This is a genomic window from Mesorhizobium sp. M1365, from assembly GCF_040317865.1.
Lineage (GTDB): Bacteria > Pseudomonadota > Alphaproteobacteria > Rhizobiales > Rhizobiaceae > Mesorhizobium.
Window position 1 is genome coordinate 271,097 of sequence record NZ_JAMYLG010000002.1, and the last position, 20,631, is coordinate 291,727.

At 63.0% G+C, this 20,631-nt stretch carries 22 protein-coding genes and 2 pseudogenes; 13 read left to right on the forward strand and 11 right to left on the reverse strand.

The window, feature by feature from the left end:
- Positions 1-20: 20 nt before the first annotated feature.
- Entirely contained in the window at positions 21-941 is a 921-nt protein-coding gene (locus tag NKH04_RS03495) for a diacylglycerol/lipid kinase family protein (protein ID WP_352821302.1), read from the reverse strand.
- Between the two features lie 252 nt (positions 942-1,193).
- On the opposite strand from NKH04_RS03495, the gene NKH04_RS03500 reads away from it, so the two are divergent.
- Entirely contained in the window at positions 1,194-2,561 is a 1,368-nt protein-coding gene (locus NKH04_RS03500) for a PRC-barrel domain-containing protein (RefSeq protein ID WP_352540232.1), read from the forward strand.
- Positions 2,562-2,613: 52 nt separating this feature from the next.
- Here the strand turns inward: NKH04_RS03500 and NKH04_RS03505 are convergent, their stop codons facing one another.
- The gene (locus NKH04_RS03505) at positions 2,614-4,206 is read right to left on the reverse strand and encodes an alkaline phosphatase family protein (protein WP_352831429.1); all 1,593 of its coding nucleotides are present in this window, start codon (positions 4,204-4,206) and stop codon (positions 2,614-2,616) included.
- Positions 4,207-4,414: 208 nt separating this feature from the next.
- Between NKH04_RS03505 and NKH04_RS03510 the strand changes: the two genes are divergently transcribed.
- From NKH04_RS03510 to NKH04_RS03525, 4 genes are all read left to right on the forward strand, one after another.
- Entirely contained in the window at positions 4,415-5,347 is a 933-nt protein-coding gene (locus tag NKH04_RS03510) for a VOC family protein (RefSeq protein WP_352831431.1), read from the forward strand.
- 10 nt (positions 5,348-5,357) lie between these two features.
- Positions 5,358-5,993 (forward strand): alpha/beta hydrolase, encoded by a 636-nt coding sequence (locus NKH04_RS03515; RefSeq protein ID WP_352821307.1) that lies wholly within the window; start codon positions 5,358-5,360, stop codon positions 5,991-5,993.
- A complete protein-coding gene (locus tag NKH04_RS03520) occupies positions 5,986-6,285 on the forward strand; it encodes a GNAT family N-acetyltransferase (protein ID WP_352451160.1) in 300 nt (99 codons plus the stop codon). Before NKH04_RS03515 ends, NKH04_RS03520 begins: the two co-directional genes overlap by 8 nt.
- Before the next feature lie 186 nt (positions 6,286-6,471).
- Positions 6,472-7,530, forward strand: a complete 1,059-nt coding sequence (locus NKH04_RS03525) for a dipeptidase (RefSeq protein ID WP_352500772.1) — start codon at positions 6,472-6,474, stop codon at positions 7,528-7,530.
- Positions 7,531-7,572: 42 nt separating this feature from the next.
- On the opposite strand, the gene NKH04_RS03530 is transcribed toward NKH04_RS03525, so the two are convergent.
- Together NKH04_RS03530 and NKH04_RS03535 are read right to left on the reverse strand one after the other, a co-directional pair.
- Complete coding sequence (locus NKH04_RS03530) at positions 7,573-7,833, reverse strand: hypothetical protein (protein WP_352814978.1); 261 nt, start codon at positions 7,831-7,833, stop codon at positions 7,573-7,575.
- A gap of 2 nt (positions 7,834-7,835) precedes the next feature.
- Positions 7,836-8,063 (reverse strand): hypothetical protein, encoded by a 228-nt coding sequence (locus NKH04_RS03535; protein ID WP_352979348.1) that lies wholly within the window; start codon positions 8,061-8,063, stop codon positions 7,836-7,838.
- 105 nt (positions 8,064-8,168) lie between these two features.
- On the opposite strand from NKH04_RS03535, the gene betI reads away from it, so the two are divergent.
- From betI to NKH04_RS03560, 5 genes and pseudogenes are all read left to right on the forward strand, one after another.
- Entirely contained in the window at positions 8,169-8,885 is a 717-nt protein-coding gene (gene betI, locus NKH04_RS03540) for a transcriptional regulator BetI (protein WP_502898552.1), read from the forward strand.
- A 76-nt stretch (positions 8,886-8,961) separates the two neighbouring features.
- The gene (locus NKH04_RS03545; RefSeq protein WP_352831435.1) at positions 8,962-10,260 is read left to right on the forward strand and encodes a flavin monoamine oxidase family protein; all 1,299 of its coding nucleotides are present in this window, start codon (positions 8,962-8,964) and stop codon (positions 10,258-10,260) included.
- A 12-nt stretch (positions 10,261-10,272) separates the two neighbouring features.
- Positions 10,273-10,464: pseudogene (locus tag NKH04_RS03550) on the forward strand (aspartate aminotransferase family protein); the annotation flags it as partial.
- 45 nt (positions 10,465-10,509) lie between these two features.
- Positions 10,510-10,725, forward strand: a complete 216-nt coding sequence (locus NKH04_RS03555) for a hypothetical protein (RefSeq protein WP_352831437.1) — start codon at positions 10,510-10,512, stop codon at positions 10,723-10,725.
- Positions 10,726-10,779: 54 nt separating this feature from the next.
- Complete coding sequence (locus NKH04_RS03560; protein WP_352540227.1) at positions 10,780-11,574, forward strand: inositol monophosphatase family protein; 795 nt, start codon at positions 10,780-10,782, stop codon at positions 11,572-11,574.
- Between the two features lie 20 nt (positions 11,575-11,594).
- Here NKH04_RS03560 and NKH04_RS03565 read toward each other — a convergent pair.
- The 6 genes and pseudogenes from NKH04_RS03565 to NKH04_RS03590 all read right to left on the reverse strand — a co-directional run.
- A pseudogene (locus tag NKH04_RS03565) lies at positions 11,595-11,861 on the reverse strand (substrate-binding domain-containing protein); the annotation flags it as partial.
- A 225-nt stretch (positions 11,862-12,086) separates the two neighbouring features.
- Positions 12,087-14,618, reverse strand: coding sequence for an NAD-dependent epimerase/dehydratase family protein (locus tag NKH04_RS03570; RefSeq protein WP_352850291.1), 2,532 nt, complete (start codon positions 14,616-14,618; stop codon positions 12,087-12,089).
- Positions 14,619-14,808: 190 nt separating this feature from the next.
- A complete protein-coding gene (locus tag NKH04_RS03575) occupies positions 14,809-15,756 on the reverse strand; it encodes an arginase family protein (protein WP_353044018.1) in 948 nt (315 codons plus the stop codon).
- A 310-nt stretch (positions 15,757-16,066) separates the two neighbouring features.
- The gene (locus NKH04_RS03580; RefSeq protein WP_352451168.1) at positions 16,067-16,567 is read right to left on the reverse strand and encodes a DUF6496 domain-containing protein; all 501 of its coding nucleotides are present in this window, start codon (positions 16,565-16,567) and stop codon (positions 16,067-16,069) included.
- Positions 16,568-16,689: 122 nt separating this feature from the next.
- Positions 16,690-17,373, reverse strand: coding sequence for a dienelactone hydrolase family protein (locus NKH04_RS03585; protein ID WP_353044019.1), 684 nt, complete (start codon positions 17,371-17,373; stop codon positions 16,690-16,692).
- A gap of 5 nt (positions 17,374-17,378) precedes the next feature.
- A complete protein-coding gene (locus NKH04_RS03590; protein WP_353044020.1) occupies positions 17,379-18,158 on the reverse strand; it encodes a phosphoribosyltransferase in 780 nt (259 codons plus the stop codon).
- Between the two features lie 252 nt (positions 18,159-18,410).
- Between NKH04_RS03590 and NKH04_RS03595 the strand changes: the two genes are divergently transcribed.
- The gene (locus NKH04_RS03595) at positions 18,411-18,821 is read left to right on the forward strand and encodes a CBS domain-containing protein (protein WP_352458287.1); all 411 of its coding nucleotides are present in this window, start codon (positions 18,411-18,413) and stop codon (positions 18,819-18,821) included.
- Between the two features lie 87 nt (positions 18,822-18,908).
- Here NKH04_RS03595 and NKH04_RS03600 read toward each other — a convergent pair whose 3' ends face one another.
- Positions 18,909-19,388, reverse strand: a complete 480-nt coding sequence (locus NKH04_RS03600; protein ID WP_352831442.1) for an Hsp20/alpha crystallin family protein — start codon at positions 19,386-19,388, stop codon at positions 18,909-18,911.
- A gap of 283 nt (positions 19,389-19,671) precedes the next feature.
- On the opposite strand from NKH04_RS03600, the gene NKH04_RS03605 reads away from it, so the two are divergent.
- Both NKH04_RS03605 and NKH04_RS03610 read left to right on the forward strand, forming a co-directional pair.
- Positions 19,672-20,109 (forward strand): DUF2267 domain-containing protein, encoded by a 438-nt coding sequence (locus tag NKH04_RS03605; RefSeq protein WP_023677864.1) that lies wholly within the window; start codon positions 19,672-19,674, stop codon positions 20,107-20,109.
- A gap of 49 nt (positions 20,110-20,158) precedes the next feature.
- Positions 20,159-20,629, forward strand: a complete 471-nt coding sequence (locus NKH04_RS03610) for a YbhB/YbcL family Raf kinase inhibitor-like protein (protein WP_352471470.1) — start codon at positions 20,159-20,161, stop codon at positions 20,627-20,629.
- Positions 20,630-20,631: the final 2 nt, after the last annotated feature.

Genomic DNA, 20,631 nt, shown 5'->3' on the forward strand with positions numbered 1-20,631 from the left:
CCCACATCACGCATCCCACGTCAGGCAACCTTTGCCTCGACAGCGCGCGCCGGGACGAGAACATTCAACGCGCGCGGATGGATTTCGACGGTCGTCTCGCGATCGAGCTTTACCAGTTCGCCGTCCATGACGGCCTGAACTTTCCTGTTAGTCGAATGGATTTTCAAAACGGCGCGGTTTGCCTGATGGATTTCGACATGCTCGTTGCCGCGCCATTTCCCACGGGCGACGTCAAAGAGGAACCTGATCAATTCGCCGCGCCGCCTTGCCACGGTGACATAGATGCCCAGCACGCCGCCTGCCGGATTATCGGCATAGGGCAGGTGGCCCTCGCCGAACAGATTGTTGGTGATGCCGATGCCGGTGATCCGCGTTCTGATCTCGGCCTCACCGACCGTCAGCGTTACGTTCATGGCCGGCGGGTTGTTGATCGTTGCCCAAGCGGCCCGCACCGAGGCACGCATCTTCCCCAGCCGCGAGCCGAATTCCATCTTCTGGCGCAGTTGCACCATCTTGGCGTGCATGCCGATCGAGAATTGATGTACGAAAGGCCGGCCGTTGGCTGTTGCAATGTCAATTGCCATCACCTCGCCGTCGGCAAACGATTTCAGTGCCGCATCGAGGGTCTGCGGGATACCGAGGCCGCGCGCAAAAAGGTTCATTGTGCCAGCCGGCAGAATTGCCAGCGCCTTCTCCCCATTCATCAAACGGGCTGCCGCGGCCGAAATGGTGCCGTCGCCGCCGCCAGCCAGCAGGACGTCGATGCCGCGCCTGGAAGCTACGCCGTCCAGCGTGGCGACGATATCCTTGCCGGCGACGATTTCGATATCAATCGAGTGGCCGGCACTCTCAAGGGTGCTGCGCATCCGACTGGCGAAGGCCTCAAGATCGATGGTGCGCAGGGTGCCCCCGTCCTTGTTCAGCACCGCTGCAAACCGCATGGCCGTTCCATTTTCCAGCACCTATCGGGCCGGGACGGAGCCCCAGCCGGGAGTGGAACGGGGCGGCCGAGAAAATGTTCCTTTCGACCAACGCGGCGAATCCGAGAACCATTGACATCGCACCGGGTGCACCACGGCTTTTTTCGGAACAACAGTGTGGTCACAACGTTGTGAACATGCAGAAGACGCTGCGCCCGCAGTGACGCCAGGCGGGTACGGCGTGCACGAAATCACCGACGAGGAGACACTAAGATGATCCGCACCCTTTTAACCACGACAGCAGTCGCAACATTGATTGCGACGGGTGCATTTGCGCAGTCGGCGACGACCCCGGCGCCGGCGCAACCACCCGCCGTAGAGAATTCCGCTCCAGCCGCTCCGGTGCAACGCGCCGAGGGCAGCCTTGTCACCAATATCATCGGCGAGTCGGTCTATAACGGCACCGGCGACAATGCAGAGAATATCGGCAAGATCACCGATGTCGTCTTCGACGAGCGCGGCGAGGTAAAATCCGTCGTCATCGGCGTTGGCGGTTTTCTTGGCATAGGAACCAAGAACGTCGTTTTCGACTACAAGAAGATGCAATGGGCCGAAAGAAATGGCGACCGTTGGCTGATAGCGCAAACGACGAAGGATGAGTTGACGGCTCAGCCGGATTTCGACCGGAGGCCTTACGATCCGACTCCGCCACCAGCTTCGGCGGATAATGCGGCGCCTGCCGCCCCTTCCACCAGCGCGCAAAATACAACCCCGGCGCCTGCCGCGCCGGCTGAGCCAGTGAAGCGCGCCGAAGGCAATCTCGCCACCAATATCATCGGCGAGACCGTCTATAACGGCACCGGCGACGACGCCCAAAACATCGGTGACGTGAACGACATCGTCATCAACAAGGAAGCCAAGGCGCAATCGCTGATCATCGGTGTCGGCGGCTTCCTCGGCATCGGCGAAAAGAACGTCGCCTATGACTTCGACAAGGCGCAGTGGGCCGAGAGGAACGGCGATCGCTGGCTGGTCGCGCAAACGACCAAGGAAGAGCTGCAGGCGCAGCCAGACTTCAACCGCAAGGCCTATGATCCGGCGCCGGCAACCACTGCGTCGAACGATGCCAATGCGCCTGCTACCGTCACGCCCACCGTGATGGCCAGCAACACTGCGCCGAACGACAACACCGCAACGACTAACAACGCTGACCAGGCCGGCAAGACGGCTCAAAACGCTCCGGCAGCGGCGCCTCCGGCTAATTCCACGGCCGACCAGACCAAGACCGGGTCGATCGACAAGTCGACGCTAACCGAAATGCCGATGGGCGAAATCCGGGCCGAGGATCTGGTTGGAACCACCGTTTATGGCGCCAACGATGTCAACGTCGGCGAGATCGGCGATATCGTTCTGGGCAGCGACAAGAAGGTCGACGCAGTCATCATCGACGTTGGCGGCTTCCTTGGCGTCGGCGAGAAGGAGGTGGCGGTCGGCATGGACAACCTGAAATTCATGACCGACAAGAACGGCAAGCGCTATCTCTACACGAACTTCACCAAGGAGCAGCTTGAGGCGCAGGCTCCCTATGACAAGGCCAGCTATGCGCAAAATCGCGACAAACAGCGCATGATCATGCGCTAAGCAGCACACAGGCCGACAGAGAAGCCCGCGCCGGCAACGGCGCGGGCTTTGTTTATGTCGAGGGAAAGCCCGCGACATGGCCGGCAACGCCATTGTCCGTCAATTCGGCGAGCGCCAGAGATTGGTCGAGATGCTCGGCCCGCCAGGCGAGCAACTTCTCGGCAAATTCCAACCGCACCGGCAGATAGGCTGGGTCGTCAGCGACGTTGGTCAGCTCGCCGGCATCTTTTTCCAGGTCGAAGAGCAAGGGCGGCAGGCCGCCGCCGAAATTCACATATTTGAACTTTTGGGTGCGGATGACGGCGAGATTGCACTGACGCGGACCGATGCCGAAATAGCGTTCTGCATCACCATCCGCAATCGAGCGGAAATCGAACTCCCAATGCGCCGCATCGCGCCAATTGTCCGGCTCCGTTGCGTCCAGGAAAGGCGCCAGCGAGCGGCCGTCGAGATGCGGCAGGACTTCGCCGCCAGTGAGCTCGAGCCCAGTGAGCTCGACCAAGGTGGGTGCCAAATCGACCGCCTCGGTGAAGCGGTCGACACTGCTGCCGGCCGCCTTGTGGCGGCGCGGATCGCGAATGACCAGCGGAATATGGAAGCTGCCGTCGAAGAAGCCGCCCTTGCCCAGCATGAAATGATCGCCCATCATCTCGGCGTGATCGGAGGTCAGCACGATGACGGTGTCGTCCCATGCATCGGCCGCCTTGACCGCTTGCCAGACACGGCCAAGCTGCGCGTCGACCTCCGAGATCATGCCGTAATAGAGCGCCCGGATGCGGCGAAAATTGTCGTCGCCCCAGTCGCGCACCTTGCCCTCCGAGCCGGGACGGAATTTCGACCGTTCCTGCCGGCTAAGTTCATAGGCGAGATAAGGGTGGCTTGCTGCTTCGGCCTGCCAGCTTTCCGCGCGGTCAAAAGCTGGACCGATGGCCGGATTGTACATGGCGTTGTAAGGCGCCGGCACGATGAAGGGCGGGTGGGGGCTGATGAAGGAAAGATGCGCGAACCACGGGGCATCGCGCTCCTGCTCGCCGAGCCAGCGGATGAATTCGCCGGCCAGGAAGGCCGACGGCGTCTCGTCCTTCGAATAGATTGGCGGACCGTTGCTGATCGCGCCGTCGTTTTCCAGGATTTCGCCCGCCGGGCGGTGAATGGCGGGGGAGCCGGCGCCGGCATCGACGCCGCGCGCCTTGAGCCATGACAGCCAGGGCTTCTGGTGCTCGGGCAGAAGCTGGCGCACGGTGAAGCCGGGCAGCACGCCTTCATAGCTTTTCAGCTGCGGGTCGCCAGGCGCCAGCGTGCGCGGGTCGCGCGCCATGTCGGTATAACCGAACAGCGTCGGATCATAGCCGAGGGCGCGTGCCCAGAGGGCTATGTTGCCGTGGCGGGCGTCGAGCGGTGTGCCGTTGCGGCAGACACGATTGTTCATCTGGTAGAGGCCGGTGTAGAGGCAGGCGCGCGCCGGCGAGCAAGGTGCGGCGCCGCCATAGTGCTTCTGGAACAAAACGCCCTCGGCAGCCAGCGCGTCGGCATTCGGTGTCCTTACCACCTTGTGGCCAGCAGCTGACAGGCAGTCGCCCCGCCACTGGTCGCAGGTGATCAGGAGAATATTGGGGCGTTTTCCACTCAACCGCTGTATCCTCATGCTGGCTACATGCGTCGCTCATGGAGCGCAATTTCGGCGAGTATGCAAGCCGGTCCAGTTTGCCGAATGGTGAACAAAACCTGCTTCGTCGTTCACTTTAACAGCACAGTCCATTCTGTGTTTGCCGCCTTTGCGGCCAGGAGGCGGATGCTCATATTTGCGTGGACAGCGGCAAGGGCCGCACCGGCACAAGGAAAGGAGCAGAAACATGCTCGACCAGGTCAAGGGCCTGCATCACGTCACCTCGATGGCCAGCGATGCGCGCCAGAACAATGAATTCTTCACCGGGACGCTCGGTCTGCGGCGGGTCAAGAAAACCGTCAATTTCGACGCACCCGATGTCTACCACCTCTATTACGGCGACGAGGTCGGCACACCCGGCTCGGTGATGACCTATTTCCCGTTTCCAAACATCGGCAAGGGCCGCCATGGCGTTGGCGAGGTCGGCACCACCGCTTACTCGGTGCCTGAGGGCACGCTCGGCTATTGGGAGAAACGGTTTGCCGACCAAGGCGTCACCGGGCTGTCCCATGAGGAGACGTTCGGCGAGAAGCGTCTTGCGTTCGCCGGTCCCGACGGCGACGGGTTTGCGCTGGTCGAAGACAGAGCGGACAACCGTGCGCCATGGGCCAAGGGTGGCATTCCCACCGACGTGGCGATCCGCGGCTTTCACTCGGTGTCGCTCAGGCTGAAAGATGGCGGCGCCACCGAAGAGCTGCTGAAATTCATGGGTTATGAGGAGGTCGACAAGTCCGGCAACATCAGGCGGCTGGCGGTGAAGAACGGCAACGGCGCCGACGTCGTCCATATCGAATCGCTGCCAGGGGCCGGCTTCGCCAATCTCGGCGCCGGCTCGGTCCACCATGTTGCTTTCGCCGTCGAGAACCGCGTCAAGCAGATCGAAGTGCGCAAGGCACTCCTCGATACAGGTTATCAGGTGACGCCGGTGATCGACCGCGATTATTTCTGGGCGATCTACTTCCGCACACCGGGGGGCGTGCTGTTCGAAGTCGCCACCAACGAGCCGGGCTTCGACCGCGACGAGGATACCGCCCATCTCGGCGAGGCGCTGAAACTGCCGTCGCAACACCAGCATTTGCGGCCCTATCTCGAGCAGCATCTGCAGAAACTGGAAGACTGAGGGCAGGGTTATGAGCAAGGATTCGTATATTCACAAGGTGCTGCCCGGTTCGCTGGGCGGACCGTTGCTCTTCGTCTTCCATGGCACTGGCGGTGACGAGGATCAGCTTCTGTCGCTTGGGCGCGATCTTGCGCCGCAAGCGACGATCGTCGGCCCGCGCGGCGATGTCTCGGAACAAGGCGCCGCACGCTTCTTTCGCCGTACCGGCGAGGGCGTTTACGACATGGGCGATCTCACGCGAGCGACGGACAAGATGGCCGGCTTCGTCAAGGCACATGTCGAGGCGGCAAAGCCATCTTTGGTGCTAGGCCTCGGTTATTCCAACGGCGCCAACATCCTGGCCTCGGTGCTGTTTGCCGAACCCTCGCTGTTCGACTCAACGGTGCTGATGCATCCGCTGATCCCGTTCGAGCCGGAGGTCAAGGGCAGCCTTGACGGCAGCCGCATCCTGGTCACCGCCGGCAGGCGAGACCCGATCTGTCCGCCTGATTTGACGGCGCGGCTTGAAGCCTATTTGCGCGCCGATGGTGCCGATGTCACAGTCGAGTGGCATGACGGCGGCCATGAGGTGCGGCCGAGCGAGATCGAGGCGGCGCGGCAGTTGTTCGCCGTAGCGCCGGATGAAAGGACCGCAAGCCATGTCTGACCTATTGCCGGAGATCGAGCTGGAGGACCGCGGCTCGAAGGGCCGCTACTTCCTGCGTGGGCCGAGCGGCGCCGAGGCGGAGATGACCTTCACCAAGGTCGGCGAGCACCAGATCATCATCGACCATACCGAAGTGCCGGATGCATTTCGCGGCCAGGGCGCGGGACTTCGCCTCGTCACCCGTGCCGTCGAGGATGCACGTGCGGCGGGCAAGACGATCATCCCGCTTTGCCCGTTCGCCAATGCTCAGTTCCGCCGCCATCCGGAATGGGCGGACGTGCTGAAGCGGTAAGAGACTGCCCCTCGATGAATGACAGGACAAAGGGTGCGCGGCTTTACCGCGTGCCGCTTCGACCATTGGCGGCGTACAAACATAAGGCAAACATGCGGGATTTGCGCAGAGCGCTCGCCTTGCCTAAGTATTGGCAACAACCGGCTCGCCCTCCGCGGCCCGACCACTTCAACCGAATGGCCCTCCATGACCGAATCCGATCTCATTCCCGTCTTCGACGGCCACAACGACACGCTGCTCAGGCTCTACCAGTCGAAGGATGCGGACGTCGAAAAGCTGTTCGTCGAGGGGACGCCGAGTGGCCACATCGACCTGCCGCGCGCGAAGAAAGGCGGATTTGCCGGCGGCATGTTCGCGATCTTCCCGCCGCCTGTCGAGAAATCCAAGCGCGGCGCGGTGCCGCTGGCGCCGAGCGACAGCGAGCCCATGCCGCCCGAGGTTCCGCGCGCCGATGCGCTCAACTCCACCATAGCGATGGCCTCGATCCTGTTCAGGCTGGAGCGGGCTTCGGCGCTCACTGTCTGCCGCACCGCCGGCGATGTGAGGAAGGCGATGGCGCAAGGCTCGATCGCGGCGGTCTTCCACATCGAAGGGGTCGAGGCGATCGACCCTGAGCTCACCCTGCTCGATGTCCTCCACGCAGCCGGCCTGCGCTCGCTCGGTATCGTCTGGAGCCGTCCCAATGCCTTCGGCCACGGCGTGCCGTTCCGTTTCCCGTCGTCGCCCGATACAGGGCCGGGGCTGACCGATGCCGGCAAGGCGCTGGTGAAAGCCTGCAACCAGCTGAAGATCATGATCGATCTTTCGCATCTCAACGAAAAAGGTTTCCGCGACGTCGTCGAGATCAGCGACGCACCGCTGGTCGCGACCCATTCCAACGTGCACGCGATCTGCGGCCATTCGCGCAACCTCACCGAATGGCAGCTCGGCGCGATCCGCGACTCCGGCGGCATGGTCGGGCTGAATTTCGCCACCGGGTTCCTGCGTGAGGACGGCAGGATGAACGCCGACACCAGTCTCGACATCATGGTGCGCCATGTCGATTCGCTGCTGCAGGCGCTGGGCGAAGACGGCGTCGGCCTGGGCTCGGATTTCGACGGCGCCATGATCCCGGCCGTGATAGGCGACGTTGCCGGCCTGCCAAGATTGCTCGACGCTTTCGCGGCTCGCGGCTTCGGGCGCGCGCTGATCGAGAAGATCGCCTATCGCAACTGGCTCGGCATGCTGGAAAAGACCATCGGCTAAGCGGGTGATGCCGGCTTGACCGGAATGCGATTTGGAGGCCGACTATTCGAAACCCATGCGTTTAAGCCAGTCCTGGCCAATGCCGCGGTCGCGGATGATCGGCAGCGGATCGGTCGAATCCAGCCTGGCACAAATACGGTAGGCCTCCAGCGTTTCAGCGCTCATCTCACCGCGTTTGTAGAAGAACATGGCCGCAGCATAGCGGGTGCGGCCCGACCATTTTTCGCCGAGCGGTGTGTTGATCAGCTGCCACTGTTCGGCGGCTTCGGCGGCGAGTTTGGGACTGTCGGTGTCGTCGGCCATATTTAGAAATCCGCAGGCGGATTGGCAGTGCGGCGGCCGAGCCTGACGACCAGCCGCGGCACCAGTTTGGCACGCTTCAGCAGCTTTTGATATTGCAGCTCGCGCCCGGCGTAGATCTCGACCCAAGGTCCGCTGCAGGCGGGCTCGGCGGCGCTGATCTGGTCTCCATCGCCGGGATCGCTGCCTTTCGCCGACGGATGCCTTCGACGACGTTTTATCCAAGGATGCAATCTCGACGAGAACATTCGAATATGGGCAGCCATGCAGAAGGTGCTTGACAGTGGCAAACACCGTCCCACTGATCTTCGCGGCCGATGCCGGTCGGCTAGCCGGCGATGCTGGAGACCATCACCCCGATGAAGACAACAGAGGCGCGCGAAGCCCTCCTCGAACCGGCGCGAAAAAGCGATTCCGAAAAGCGCGGCCGCAAAGCGTCGAAAGAGACAAGGCAGGTTCAACTGATCGAAGCGACTATCGATTCATTGGCCAAGCGCGGTTATTCGGAAACGACTATGGCCGACGTCGCCGACGGCGCCGGCCTGTCGCGCGGCATCGTCAATTTCCATTTCGAGAGCAAGGAGAAGCTGCTCGTCGCCACTTTGCAATACATGCATGACGAGTATTCGGCGCATTGGCGCAGCGCCTTGCAAAGGGCCGGCGATGATCCCGCCCGCCAGCTGCAGGCATTGGTGGCAGCCGATTTCAACCGCTCGATCTGCAACAAGCGCAAGCTGGCTGCTTGGTGTGCCTTCTGGGGCGAGGCCAAATCGCGACCGAAATATCAGGCGCTGAGCAGCGCACGTGATGCCGTCTACCAGAACATATTCGTCGATCTTTGCGCGGCGCTCAAGCAGAGCGGCTTCTATGCCTATGAGCCGCAAGTCATGGCGCTGGCGCTCAGCGCCATGCTGGATGGTCTGTGGCTGCATTTGATGATGGGCACCGAGGACGCCACACGCGAGACGGCGCTGCAGGCCGCGAACGAGTTCCTGTCTGCGGCATTCCCCAAGCACTATCCGAACTCAGCAGCCCGCGGTGCCAGGCCGGCATGAACCATCAAAAAGAGGGTGGACCAGCAATGAAGACAATGATCCGGCGCCTGACATTCGAGAAGATCAAGGCCGGCCAATGAAGTTCAAGATCGAACGAGCCGATGTGGCCATCGTCGGCGCCGGCTTCACCGGCCTGTCGGCCGCGCGTGAATTGAACCACGCCGGCATCGATGTCGTGCTGCTCGAAGCCCGCGACCGTGTCGGCGGCCGCGTCGAAGCCGTGCAGAACGGGCTCGGCGAGCGGATCGACAGCGGCGGCCAGTTCTTGTGCGAAGACATGCCGGAATTAATGGCGCTGGTGCGAGCGCGCGGCAAGACATTGGTCGAGACCCATGTCGCAGGCGAATTCGTCACACAGCCGCGAATGAGCGAGGCGCAAGCCGGGCGCACTTACGGCACCGCGATGCGAATGCGCGAGCGGATGAACGCGATCGCACCGACCGACCCGGCCATCGCCGGCTTGACAGTCGCGGCATGGCTCGATCGCCAGAACGATCCCGACGATGCCAAGGCCGCCTTTCGGTCGATGATCGAGGGCCTGTGGTGCCTGGCAATGGAAACGCTGCCGCTTTGGTACTTGATCGACAATGATCGCCGCATCACCAATGAGGTGTCGGAATTGCAGTATTTCGTGGGCGAAACCATGCATTCGCTGGCGGATGATCTTGCGCGGGATCTCGGCGATCGACTGCGGCTGAATATAGCTGTCAAGGCCATTGAGCACGGGCCGGGAGGGGTTCGCGTCGTTTCGCCTGCCGGCGTGACCGAGGCACGAGCGGTACTGGTCGCGCTACCGCCGATGATGGCCTCGAGAGTGGATTTCGTGCCGCCGCTGCCGGCTGCGCTGGAGAGAGCCCTCGGCGTCTGGCAAAGCGGCGCGGTGATCAAAATGCTGGTGCGCTATCCCAAGGCTTTCTGGCGCGACAGGGGCTTGAGCGGCATGGTGATGTGGCGGGAGCCGCACGGACTTTTTGCCTGCGATGCCAGCAAGGACGAGGATCATGCAGCACTTGTCGTCTTCATCGGCGGGCCGCTGGCGCAGCGCTGGCGGGATATGGACAGCGCGGCGCTACGCGCAACGGTGACATCAAAGCTGCAAGATGCGCTCGGTATCGAGGCGGCCGGCGTCACCGATCTCAGCCATCGCGACTGGACCGGGGATCACTGGAGCGGCGGCGGTTACAGCGATTCGATCGTCGATGCGGCGGCAACGGATGCCGAATGCATTATCCGGGCGGGCGCCCCGCCGGTGCATTTTGCCTCGTCGGAGCTGTCGCCGTCATTTCCGGGCTATGTCGAGGGCGCGATCGTCGCCGGTCGCACTGCTGCGCAAAAAATTATTCAGGTTATCGCCAGCAGAGCCTCAGGGTCATAAGCGAGGCGGATCGAGGTGCCGACCGGCATCGACGCGCATTGCCACGAGCTCGGCCTGTTGGTCCGGCTACTGATCAACATGTGCGTGATGTCGCCGCCATTAATCATCAAGCGCCAGTAGATCGACGATATGGTGTCGATCCTGCGCGAAGGCATTTCGCGCGCGATGGACGATCTGCGCCGCGAAGATGTCTGGCGGGGATAGGCGTTTATCGCCGGCAAGCCGTGGCATTGGTCGGCCGCTGGCAAGGTGGGCGAGGTCGATGAACTGGGCGGTGCTGCGATCTTCCTGGTTTCCGACGCGTCGAGCTTCATGACCGGCCAGATCATCTATATCGAAGGCGACATGACCCGGACCCGTATGAGCGCGACTGTCGCTGTCGGGCGCATGGAAGACCGGTCGGCCTCGGGGCCGCCCTGCAAAAGGCAGGGCTCGTCATTTGCACGCTCTTATCTTCACCGCTAAGCTTCTTTGGCTGGGGTATTTTCCTCAGATCACATTCGCCATCCCAAGGATCTCATGACACCCGACACAGCAACGCGCGAACAGTTCGCCATCGATCTCGCGCGGCGCGCCGGCGCGCTCGGCCTGAAGTATTTTCGCGACCTCGACAGCCTCGCCATCGAGAACAAAGGTCATCAGGACATGGTCTCGCAGGCTGACCGCGAGGTCGAGCTGTTCATCCGTGCGGCAATGAAAGCCGCTTACCCGACCGATGGAATTGTCGGCGAGGAGCATGCCTCGGTCACCGGATCTAGCGGGCATGTCTGGGTGATAGATCCGATCGACGGCACCGCGAATTTCGTGCGGGGCATTCCGGCCTGGTGTGTGGTCATCGCCTGCGCCAAGGACGGCGACACTGTCGTGGGTGTCATCCACGAGCCCTCTACCGGCGAAACGTTCCATTGCCGTAAGGGCGGCGGCGCTTTTCTCAACGGCAAGCCGATCAGGGCAAGCGCGGCCACCAGCCTGACCGACGGCTCGTTGGGCACCGGCTTTTCCAACCGCGCCGAAATGCAGAACGTCGCAACGCTCATCGGTTTGCTGTTTTCACAGGGCGGCGTGTTTTTCCGTAACGCATCCGGCGCGTTGATGCTCGCCTATGCGGCCGCCGGCAGGCTGCTCGGCTATGTCGAAGAGCATATGAACGCCTGGGATTGCCTGGCAGGCATGCTGCTGGTGGAAGAAGCCGGCGGCACTATAGTCAAGCCCGACCCAAAGACGGTGCTGGCAAACGGCGCGCTGGTGATTTGCGCCGGCAGCGGCGTGTTCGCCCAGGTCCGCCAGCTCTGCGTGCAATCCTTCAAGCTTTGATCAGAACCGGCCCGCATGAGCAGCGGCGATTTGTATTCCACTGTCAGGCCCTCCTCGGCTGCCTGCAGATGCGGATCGCCGGCTCCGCCCCACCAGATGTCTCCCTTTGGGTTGGCGGCCTCGGCGCGCAATTGCGCATAGAATTCGCCAGCGCTCTTGCGGGTCATATTGACGGTGATGCCGGTCTTCTCCTCGAACGCCCGCGCCGTCTGCTGGCACCAGACCTCGTCAACGCCGCAAGACATGGTCAGGCTTTCGGCGGACGCCGATGACGACGCGGCCCACATACCGGCGGCGAGGATGCCGGCGCAGAGAATTGCCCTTTTATCATGTTGAAATTCCTCCCTAATTTATTTGCCGACTTATGAAATGCAGATACGCGGAAAATTCAAGTTGGAAGGGTACGGCCGCCTTTGCGCCTTTCGCCGACTTCCCGCTCGATGTGTTCGACAGGTTGATGCGGATCAATCTTTGCAGCCACCTGGCCGACCGTCCTGCGCCGCCGAACATTCTCAGACGATGGCCCGGTCCCAGCCGCCATAATGCGCAGCGCTGCGCGTGCCGCGCGGCAGGCTGAGCCCGACCAGCAGCGCTCCGATCGCCAGATTGGCGAGGCTCGCCGCCGCGCCGCCGGGGAGCATGAACGGAGAGAGGGCGATCCAGGCTCCAAGCGCTATGTTCACAAAGCGGACGGCGCGCGCCACCTCGGCCATCGCCGTAACGGCGATCATGATGACCAGGCAGCCGGTGACATGGTCACTGAAGTAGAGCGGCGGGCTGGTGCCGAAGACAAGCGGCGTGATCATCAGCAGGGCGCCGGCGAGTGTGCTGGCGACAAGGGTCCGGGGGAAATTCACACCGCCAGTGACGAAGTCCCGCGCCACTGCCGATAGCGGCCGGTCGAGATCCGGCGTCGGCGTCTGGTCCTCCGAAAGCGCCGGGCCGCCGCACCAGAATGTGCGCCAGAACGGCTCTCCCGCCTGTTTCGCACGCCAAAGATACTGGCAGCTCGCCAGCACCTCGTCGACCGAATAGGGGATGAGCACGACCGTGACGGCAGCCTGGACGATGCAGAGCGTGCACAGCGCCCCGATGAGCGGCGGCTGGATGATGATGAAGCCGACGCTGACCACGCCGAGCGGGATGACCAGCAAGCCGAACAGCAGCACCATCCATGGCATGGTGCGCCAGCGGCGGCGGTCGCCGATCGCGCCCGCGAGGATATCCAGCGCATAGGCGAAGGCGCCCAGCCCGGCATCGGCGATCGGAAAACCCTTGGAGACCCAGGAGGTGACCACCGCCTCGCTGCCATTGCCGGCCGGCGTTTCGCCCGGGCCGAAGAACGGATCCCAAAGACTGTCGATGTGCCCTAGCTGATAGGCAGCGAGATAGCGCGAGACGAACAGGCCGACAAAGGCGAGGCCGATTATGGGAATGCGCTGGGTGAAGAGGGAGGGCGAATAGCTCCAGCCGAGCGGGCGGTCGTCATCGGCGGCAAGGGCACGCCGGCTGATACCCGGCGTCGGCGGGATCATCACCGCGAACGCGACGATCAGCATGCCGGCCAACGTGTCGGTCGCGTAGGCTCCGGCGCTGGTGGTCCAGAACAGCAGCGGCGCGAACATCACCCAAACCCCGATCGAGGCGGTGATCCATTGCAGCCCGTGCCAGCGCCGGCGCATGCCGACGAGCGCCAGCGACAGGATGGCGAGGCCGGATACAATCTCACTGATGCCGAGCCTGCCGTCGCGCGTCTCCGGCGAGGCGATCTCATGTCCGAGCGCCGGCGGAATCGGTGCTGAAGCGGGATCGAACAGGCCGAGCGTGAAGGGCGACGCCACGAGCCACAGCCCGATCGCAACGTTGGTCAGCGGCGCCCAGAGCGTTGCGGCCCGGCGGCGTTCGGTTTCCGCCTCGACCTCGTCGTCCGAGCGCTCGAGCGGGCGCTGCAGCCGTTCGGCGGCCTGGTCGAGCTCGGGCGCGGAAGCGGCGGCCGCCGACGGTTCAAGCTTGTTCTTCTTATACCAGTCGGTAGGATCCGCCTTCAGCCGCCGGATCATTTCCGGCAAGGTAGCGGTCAGGCTGTGCCGCGGGTTCCAGCCAAGCAGGCGCCTGGCGCGGGAGATGTCGATCTCGTAGTGATCGTCGGCGTTCTCGATCATCCATGGTTTGATGTCGGACTCCTGGTCGAGAACCTTCTCCTGCATCCAGGCGCCGAGCTTCGTCACCTCTTTTGGCAGGGACAGGGTCCGCCAGGTTTCGCCATGCAGGAGCTGCCCGATCTGCTTCTGCATCTCGTCGTAGGACGGCGTCTCTTCTTCGCCGATCAGCAGTACGGTCTCGTTGGGAAGCGCGCTACGCCGGTCGACGGTGCGCACCACGGCGTCGACGAGATCGTCCAGATGCAGGTAGGGCCGGCCGGTGGTGATGTCGCCGGTGAAAAGATAGGCGGTCGGCATGCGCTCGAAAATGCGGGCGATCTGCTGGGCGATGAAGGCCGCGTGACAATCCTCGTCATAGACACCCGCCAGTCGCAGGATCGCAACCTTGATGTCGCCGTGCTCCTTCTGGATCAGCGTCTCGGTCTCGGCCTTCGATCTCGGATAGGCCCAGGCCGGATCGATCGGCGATCGCTCGTCGATCCTGGCGCCCTTTGCCGGGCTCGGCGCATGCACCAGCAGCGTGCTCGACAACACGAACTGCTCCGTCTCGAACCCCCTCAGCGCGTTCAGCAGCCGGCGCGTTCCCTCGACGGTCACCGCGCCGTATTTCGGATTATCCTCGCCGGTCGTGTCGTAATAAGCCGCGAGATGGATCACCGAGGCAACGCGGCCGCCGCTCCGCTCGCGTACCTCGGCCAGTGCCTTCGCCACGCTCGCGTCCGAGGTAAGGTCGATCTCGATCGTCTCGACGCCGGGCAAAGATCGTCGGGCAACATCAAGGCCGATGATGTCGTAGCGCTCCATCAAGCCGCGAGCGATGGCCTGGCCCAGAAACCCGCTGCTGCCTGTGATCAGGACGGTGGGACGGGTTTTGCCGGTCATGGCGAATCTCCTTGGCGATAGCCGGGTAGAAGAAGCCGAATGCTTCGGTCGCACACTCCGAACCATGTTCGTTGAGAACGGTTCCCGATGAGGTAGCACCACAGAATGGGTGCGCGCGGCGATCCGTCAGACCGACGGCCATTCGTGCCGGCGGATTGCATTTGTGCACAAGTGCAGGACTCCCATTGGTCTACCGGCCGCGAAGGGAAGCGACCAGAATGTCGATCAGCAGCTCGCCACAGCGACGATCCGGATCGCGGTCGGGATCATAGATCGTCACCTCCATCCCAATCACGCGTGGATCGTTGCACCATGTGCGAAGGGCTTCGACAGCTTCGTCGGGCAAGACACCGCCGGCCTCCGGCGTATCGACAGCCGACATGATCTCGCTGTCCAGCACGTTGACATCGAAGTGAACGAATACACCCTCGATGTCCTGCCCTGCGATCGCGTCAAGCGCTATGCGTGCCGCATCGGCGAAGCCGCGCCGCCGCACTTCAGCCAAATCCATCCGGTGAACATCGGTGTCGAAGACGGCCTTGGACGTGTAAGTCGCGGGGTCCTGCACATCGCGATAGCCAAACGCGACTACGTCGGCCTCACGGACCAAAGGAGTGTGCTCGCCGAAATCGGTCAGGAGCGTCGGGCCATGGCCGGTCACGAAGGCCAAATCCATGCCCGCGGCTCCCTTTGACGGCGAGGTATCCGGCAATTTGAAATCGGTGTGCCCATCGAAGAAGATAAGGCCGTAGCGGCCACGACGCCGTAGCGCGAGCGCAGGGCCAAGCAACACACTGCAATCGCCGCCGAGCATGAGCAGGAACCCTCCCGAGTTCAGCTCCTCGTCGACCGCTTCGGCAAGCGTCTTGGAATACTGGCGCAGGGCCTGGGCATTGCGCACGCCCGTCGCAGGATCCACCTCAGGCCGATAAGGCGGAGCCCGAACCGAGCGCAACGGACCGGCGCCTAAACGGTCGGCGAGACCAAGCGATTGAAGTGTCTCCGGCGCCTTCCACACGCCGGGCTCCGGCTCACCCTCCTGCGGCATCAGCCCAAGATTAGAGGGCGCGCCGAGCAAAGCGATATGTCTCGTCTGAGTGGTGTCTCGCGGCATTGTCGTGCTGGCAGCTGAGGTCATGATCAGAGTTCTCCGCGTTATGGGCGATACGCATCATGCTCAAGAAACAGGCTGCGCTTTCCTGACCGGTCTCCCGCTGCCCTTGCCGCCGTGTACCTCCGGTCGGTGTCACGCGTCAGGCAGCATCGCGAGCGACGAGTATTGCTCGTTCAGCGCCACCGTTTCGTCAGCGGTGATTTCGAAGTCGATGTTGTCCCGCGGATGCAGGCTCGCCTTGGGCAGCGGCGTTGTCCCGCGCTGCCGGGGCAGATCTCGATACCGGTCGCTTGGGCCATATCGGATTTCCAGGAGGCGAACTGCCGTCTTTGAACTATGCGTGGTGCGCGCGCGTTCTGGCGGCCTTCTGCGCCGCCGCCTTCCTTCCGCTGGCGCCTTTCGTCTCGGCGGCCTTCTTGGCAGCGGCCGAGCGCTCCTCAGCCGTCCGGCGCGAGGCCGCACGCTTGGCCTGCTGCGCCAGCGCCTCGTGCGACGCCGTACTCCTCGGCTCGTGCTCGAGCACCTTGGAGACGGCTTTCGACACCCGCGGGCGGCGTTTCGGCGTGCGTTCACCCTGGCCGGCCTCATAGGCGTATTCGGCGCTTTTGCGCGTGCTCTCCTTCACCTTGCCCTTTTTGGGCGGGGGCAGGTCTACGCCTGCGCGTCTTGCCTCGGAAAGCCCGATGGCGATGGCCTGCTGCGTCGAGCGCGCGCCGTGCTCGCCGCGGCGGATTTTATCGATCTCCTCGTGCACGAACTCGCCGGCCTGTGTGCTCGGCGATTTGCCCTCGCGCTTGTCCTTTCGGGCCTTCTCGATGGTTTTCTTGTCCGGCATTGTCTTTCTCCCTCATACGGGTTGCGACAGCCATTCGGGTTGCAGCTGCGCGCGGTCTTATGAGGATCATAACGCGTTGAGGACGCAAATGATCCCGGGACTGGTGATCCAAGCCCCAGCTGTCAGGACGTCGACGCCGATCTGTCCGAAATCAGATGGCGCAAGAACCATCGGCTCGCCAGGCCCGCGACTTCGTCCAGGGCGCCGGGTTCCTCGAACAGGTGCGTCGCGCCAGGGACGATGGCGAGCTCCTTCTCGCAGTGGAGCGCCGCCAGCGCCGAGCGGTTGAGCGCGATCACCTGCTTGTCCGCGCCTCCGACGACGAGCAAGGTCGGCGCCCGGACGCGCGGCAGGGCGTGCGCTGCAAGATCGGGCCGGCCACCACGCGAAACCACGGCCGCGGCCTGGTCGGGCCGCTCGGCCGCCGCCACCAGGGCGGCACCGGCGCCCGTGCTCGCGCCGAAATAGCCAAGACGCAACCCCGATGTTTCCGGCGAGGCGCCGAGCCAATCCGTGACGCCGACCAGCCGGTCGGCGAGCAGTCCGATATTGAAGCGCAACTCGGCCGTGACCTGGTCGATCCGCTCCTCTTCGGCCGTTAACAGGTCGATGAGGAAGGCGGCGAGGTTCGCCTCGTTCAGCCTTCCTGCCACGTAGCGGTTGCGCGGGCTGTGGCGGCTGCTTCCGCTGCCATGGGCAAAGAGCACAAGGCCACGAGCATCCGAGGGCAACGAAAGATTGCCCTCAAGCGTGACAGGTCCCGCGGGAACATGCACGACGTGCTCGCTATCCCGGTCCATATCCATCTCCGCTATGTCGATCTGGTGCCAGGCGCCGGACCCGCGCCCGCGCGCCCAGCCAATTCCTCTTCGGAAGCGGCGGGCTTGGGCCCGGACCTGGCGAGGAGCGCGCGGACCTCTTCATCGCTCGTCTGCGAGAAATCCACGTACCAGCGCCCGACACCCAGCAACGGCTCTGGTGTCGTCGCGCAAACGACCTCGTCGGCGTCCGCCCGCATCGCGTCGCAAGTGTCGGGGCTACCGACGGGAACGGCCGCGACAATATGGGCGGCGTGGTTTTTTCGCAGCGCCTTGATCCCGGCCCGCATGGTCGATCCGGTCGCAAGCCCGTCATCCACGAGGATAATGGTTCGTCCATTCAACTGCGGTGGGGGTCGCCCGTCCCTATAGAGGTGCTCGCGGCGCAGAAGCTCTTTTTCCTCCCTTGCAGCGACCGCGTCGATGACATGTGGCGGGATCGCGAGACCGTTGACGATTTCGTCGTTCAGGACACGTACGCCTGAGGGCGCGATCGCCCCCATGGCCAGTTCCTCGTGGCCGGGGACGCCGAGCTTGCGCACGACGAAGACGTCGAGCGGTGCCTTGAGTGCCTGCGCGACCTCGTAGCCGACCGGCACGCCGCCTCGGGGCAGCGCCAATACGATCACATCGTCGCGGCCGGCAAAGCGAACGAGTTCCCCGGCGAGTTGCCGCCCGGCCTCGCGGCGATCTGAAAAGATGATAGCCATGACCTTCAATCCGCGTGCATCTGTTTTCCCGGTGGATGTTTTTTCACCAGCCTGCGTCCACATTCCGTGGGATGGCTGCGGCACCGGTACCATTTTGGAACTCGCTCGCTGCCTGGACGTTCCAAGAATAGTTTCGATCGCGAGGTGCCGGCACCGGCACGCGCCTCAGCGCGGATCGGGAAGATCGAAGATAGTGATCCGTACATGCCTCGTCCGGCCAGCTGGCAATCTAGCGATGCGTGGCAACAGGGCCGTCTGGCGACTTGTTGCCTCAGCAATCAGGGAAAGGAATATCCCATGCAAGTTCAGGAGATCATGAGCCGTCGGACCGAACTGGTCGGCCCGAACACGACAATCAGGGATGCCGCCCGGAAAATGCGTGCCGACAATCTCGGCGCCCTTCCGGTCGGCGAGAATGACAGGCTGGTCGGCATGGTGACGGACCGCGACATCGTGATGCGCGGCGTCGCCGAGGAGCGCTCAGCCGGCAACACGACCGTTCGCGAGGTCATGTCCGAGCATGTCTATTGGTGCTTCGATGACGCCGATATCACCGATGCGGCGAAGATCATGGCCAAGCATCAGGTGCGTCGTCTTCCGGTGATCAATCACGACAAGCGCCTCGTCGGCGTCATTGCCCTGGCCGACCTCGGGCGGACCGATAAGGAAGCCGCCAAAATCGCTCTCGAAGGCGTTTCCGAGGCAACGGACGATCCCCGGCGCTAGACGCTCGCTGGGCGGTTGCCGCCGTGCTCGCCGTTCTTCTCCATCTGGGCTGAACGCCGCCTGCTCAGGCAGCCTTCAGTTTGGCAACTATCGCGCTTTCACTTCTATGCGGCGTGTCTTGTCCTTTGCAGCGGGGTTCTTCGGAAGCTCGACAGCCAAAATGCCGTTTCTGAAAGTGGCCTGCACCTTGTCGGCATCGATCTCCGCTTCCAGCGGGATGGTCCGCTGAAACCGGCCATAACTGCGTTCGCTGTAGGTGCGGCCGCCTTCGCCTTCCTTGTGCTCCGAACGCTTCTCGCCCGTAATAAAGAGGGTGTTTTCGCGCAGCTTGAGCTCAACGTCCTTCTGCTCGAGCCCCGGCAATTCGGCGGTGACCTTATAGGCTTGGTCTGTTTCATGTACGTCGACGCTCGGCCAAAGATCGCCGGCCGTAGTCGCTTCGGCCATCGGCGCGAAGAAGTCGTCGAACAGGCGGTCAATCTGCCGGTGGAATGACGTGAGCGGGTCGCGCGCGGATGGGTAGAGGCTGCGCGATGGCGTCCGGGGCGCCAACTCGTGATGTGCCATGGTTCTTCTCCTGTTTTTTGTGTCTGCATCACTCGTCGCCATGTGATCGGCGACGGCAAACAAAACTCGTCCACCCATGAGGATGTTCCGGTGCCGGCCAAGAAAGGTGGTCGAAAAACAGCGGCAAAAAAGCCGGCCCGAATTCCCTCATGACGGGACCTCCGACAACAGACGGGACCTCCGACAATAAATGCGCATCAGGACATGCGCATGGGGGAACAACGGGCAGGTACGGCTGTTTGGTCACATCACCTAGTCGGATTTGAACGGAAGGAGGATTTCGATGAATGCCACCGGACTCGACGTATTCGACAAGACACTGCAGACCACGAACATCTGGCTCGACGAGATCATGGACGAGATTGGACCGGATCGGCAGGTCGCCTGGCACGTTCTCGGAGCGGTGCTGCACGCCCTGCGCGACCGTATGCAGCCGGATCTTGCAGCCCACCTCGGCTCGCAGCTGCCGATCCTGGTGCGCGGCGCCTTCTATGACCAATATCAGCCTTCCAAAGCTCCCGAGAAGATGCGGTCGCTCGACGAGTTTCTGGCCAAGATCAAGGCGGAGCTGGAATTTACCCGCCCGGTCGATTCCAAGGATGCATTCAGGGTCGTGTCCAAGGTACTCGCCCATCACGTCGGAGAAGGACAGATGCACAAGGTCTGGGAATCCCTGCCGGGCGAGATAAGACGCGTCGCCGAAGCTCAGCAAGCGGCGTGAACGGCGCAGGCGCGGGCTTCTCGGTCGCAACCTCCTTGGGGAAATAGCAATGCCACTCACCCTTATCAGCCCGGCGTTCCGGGCAGGCGGAAGAATTCCCGAAAAATATGCGCGTGACGGCCAGAACGTCTCGCCGCCGCTGAAGTGGTCCGGTGTCCCGGATGGTACCAAGAGCCTTGTTCTTGTCGTGCGGGATCCCGATGCACCAAGCGGGATTTTCGGGCACTGGGCGGTGTTCAACATCCCGCCGGATGCCGGGGGACTAGCCGAGGCCGAAGACGGCAAGCCCGGCCCGTCGGCACTCAGGCAAGGCACCAACGATTTCGGCAATGCGTATTACGATGGTCCGCAGCCGCCTGCAGGGCACGGCGTCCACCATTACCACTTCCTGCTGGCCGCGCTCGATGTGCCGAGCCTCAGCGTACCAGGACAGGCGGGCGTGCATCAGGTCTGGAAGCAAGCCCAGAAACACGCATTGGAGGAGACGGAGCTGGTCGGAACCTACGAACGGCCGGCGTGACG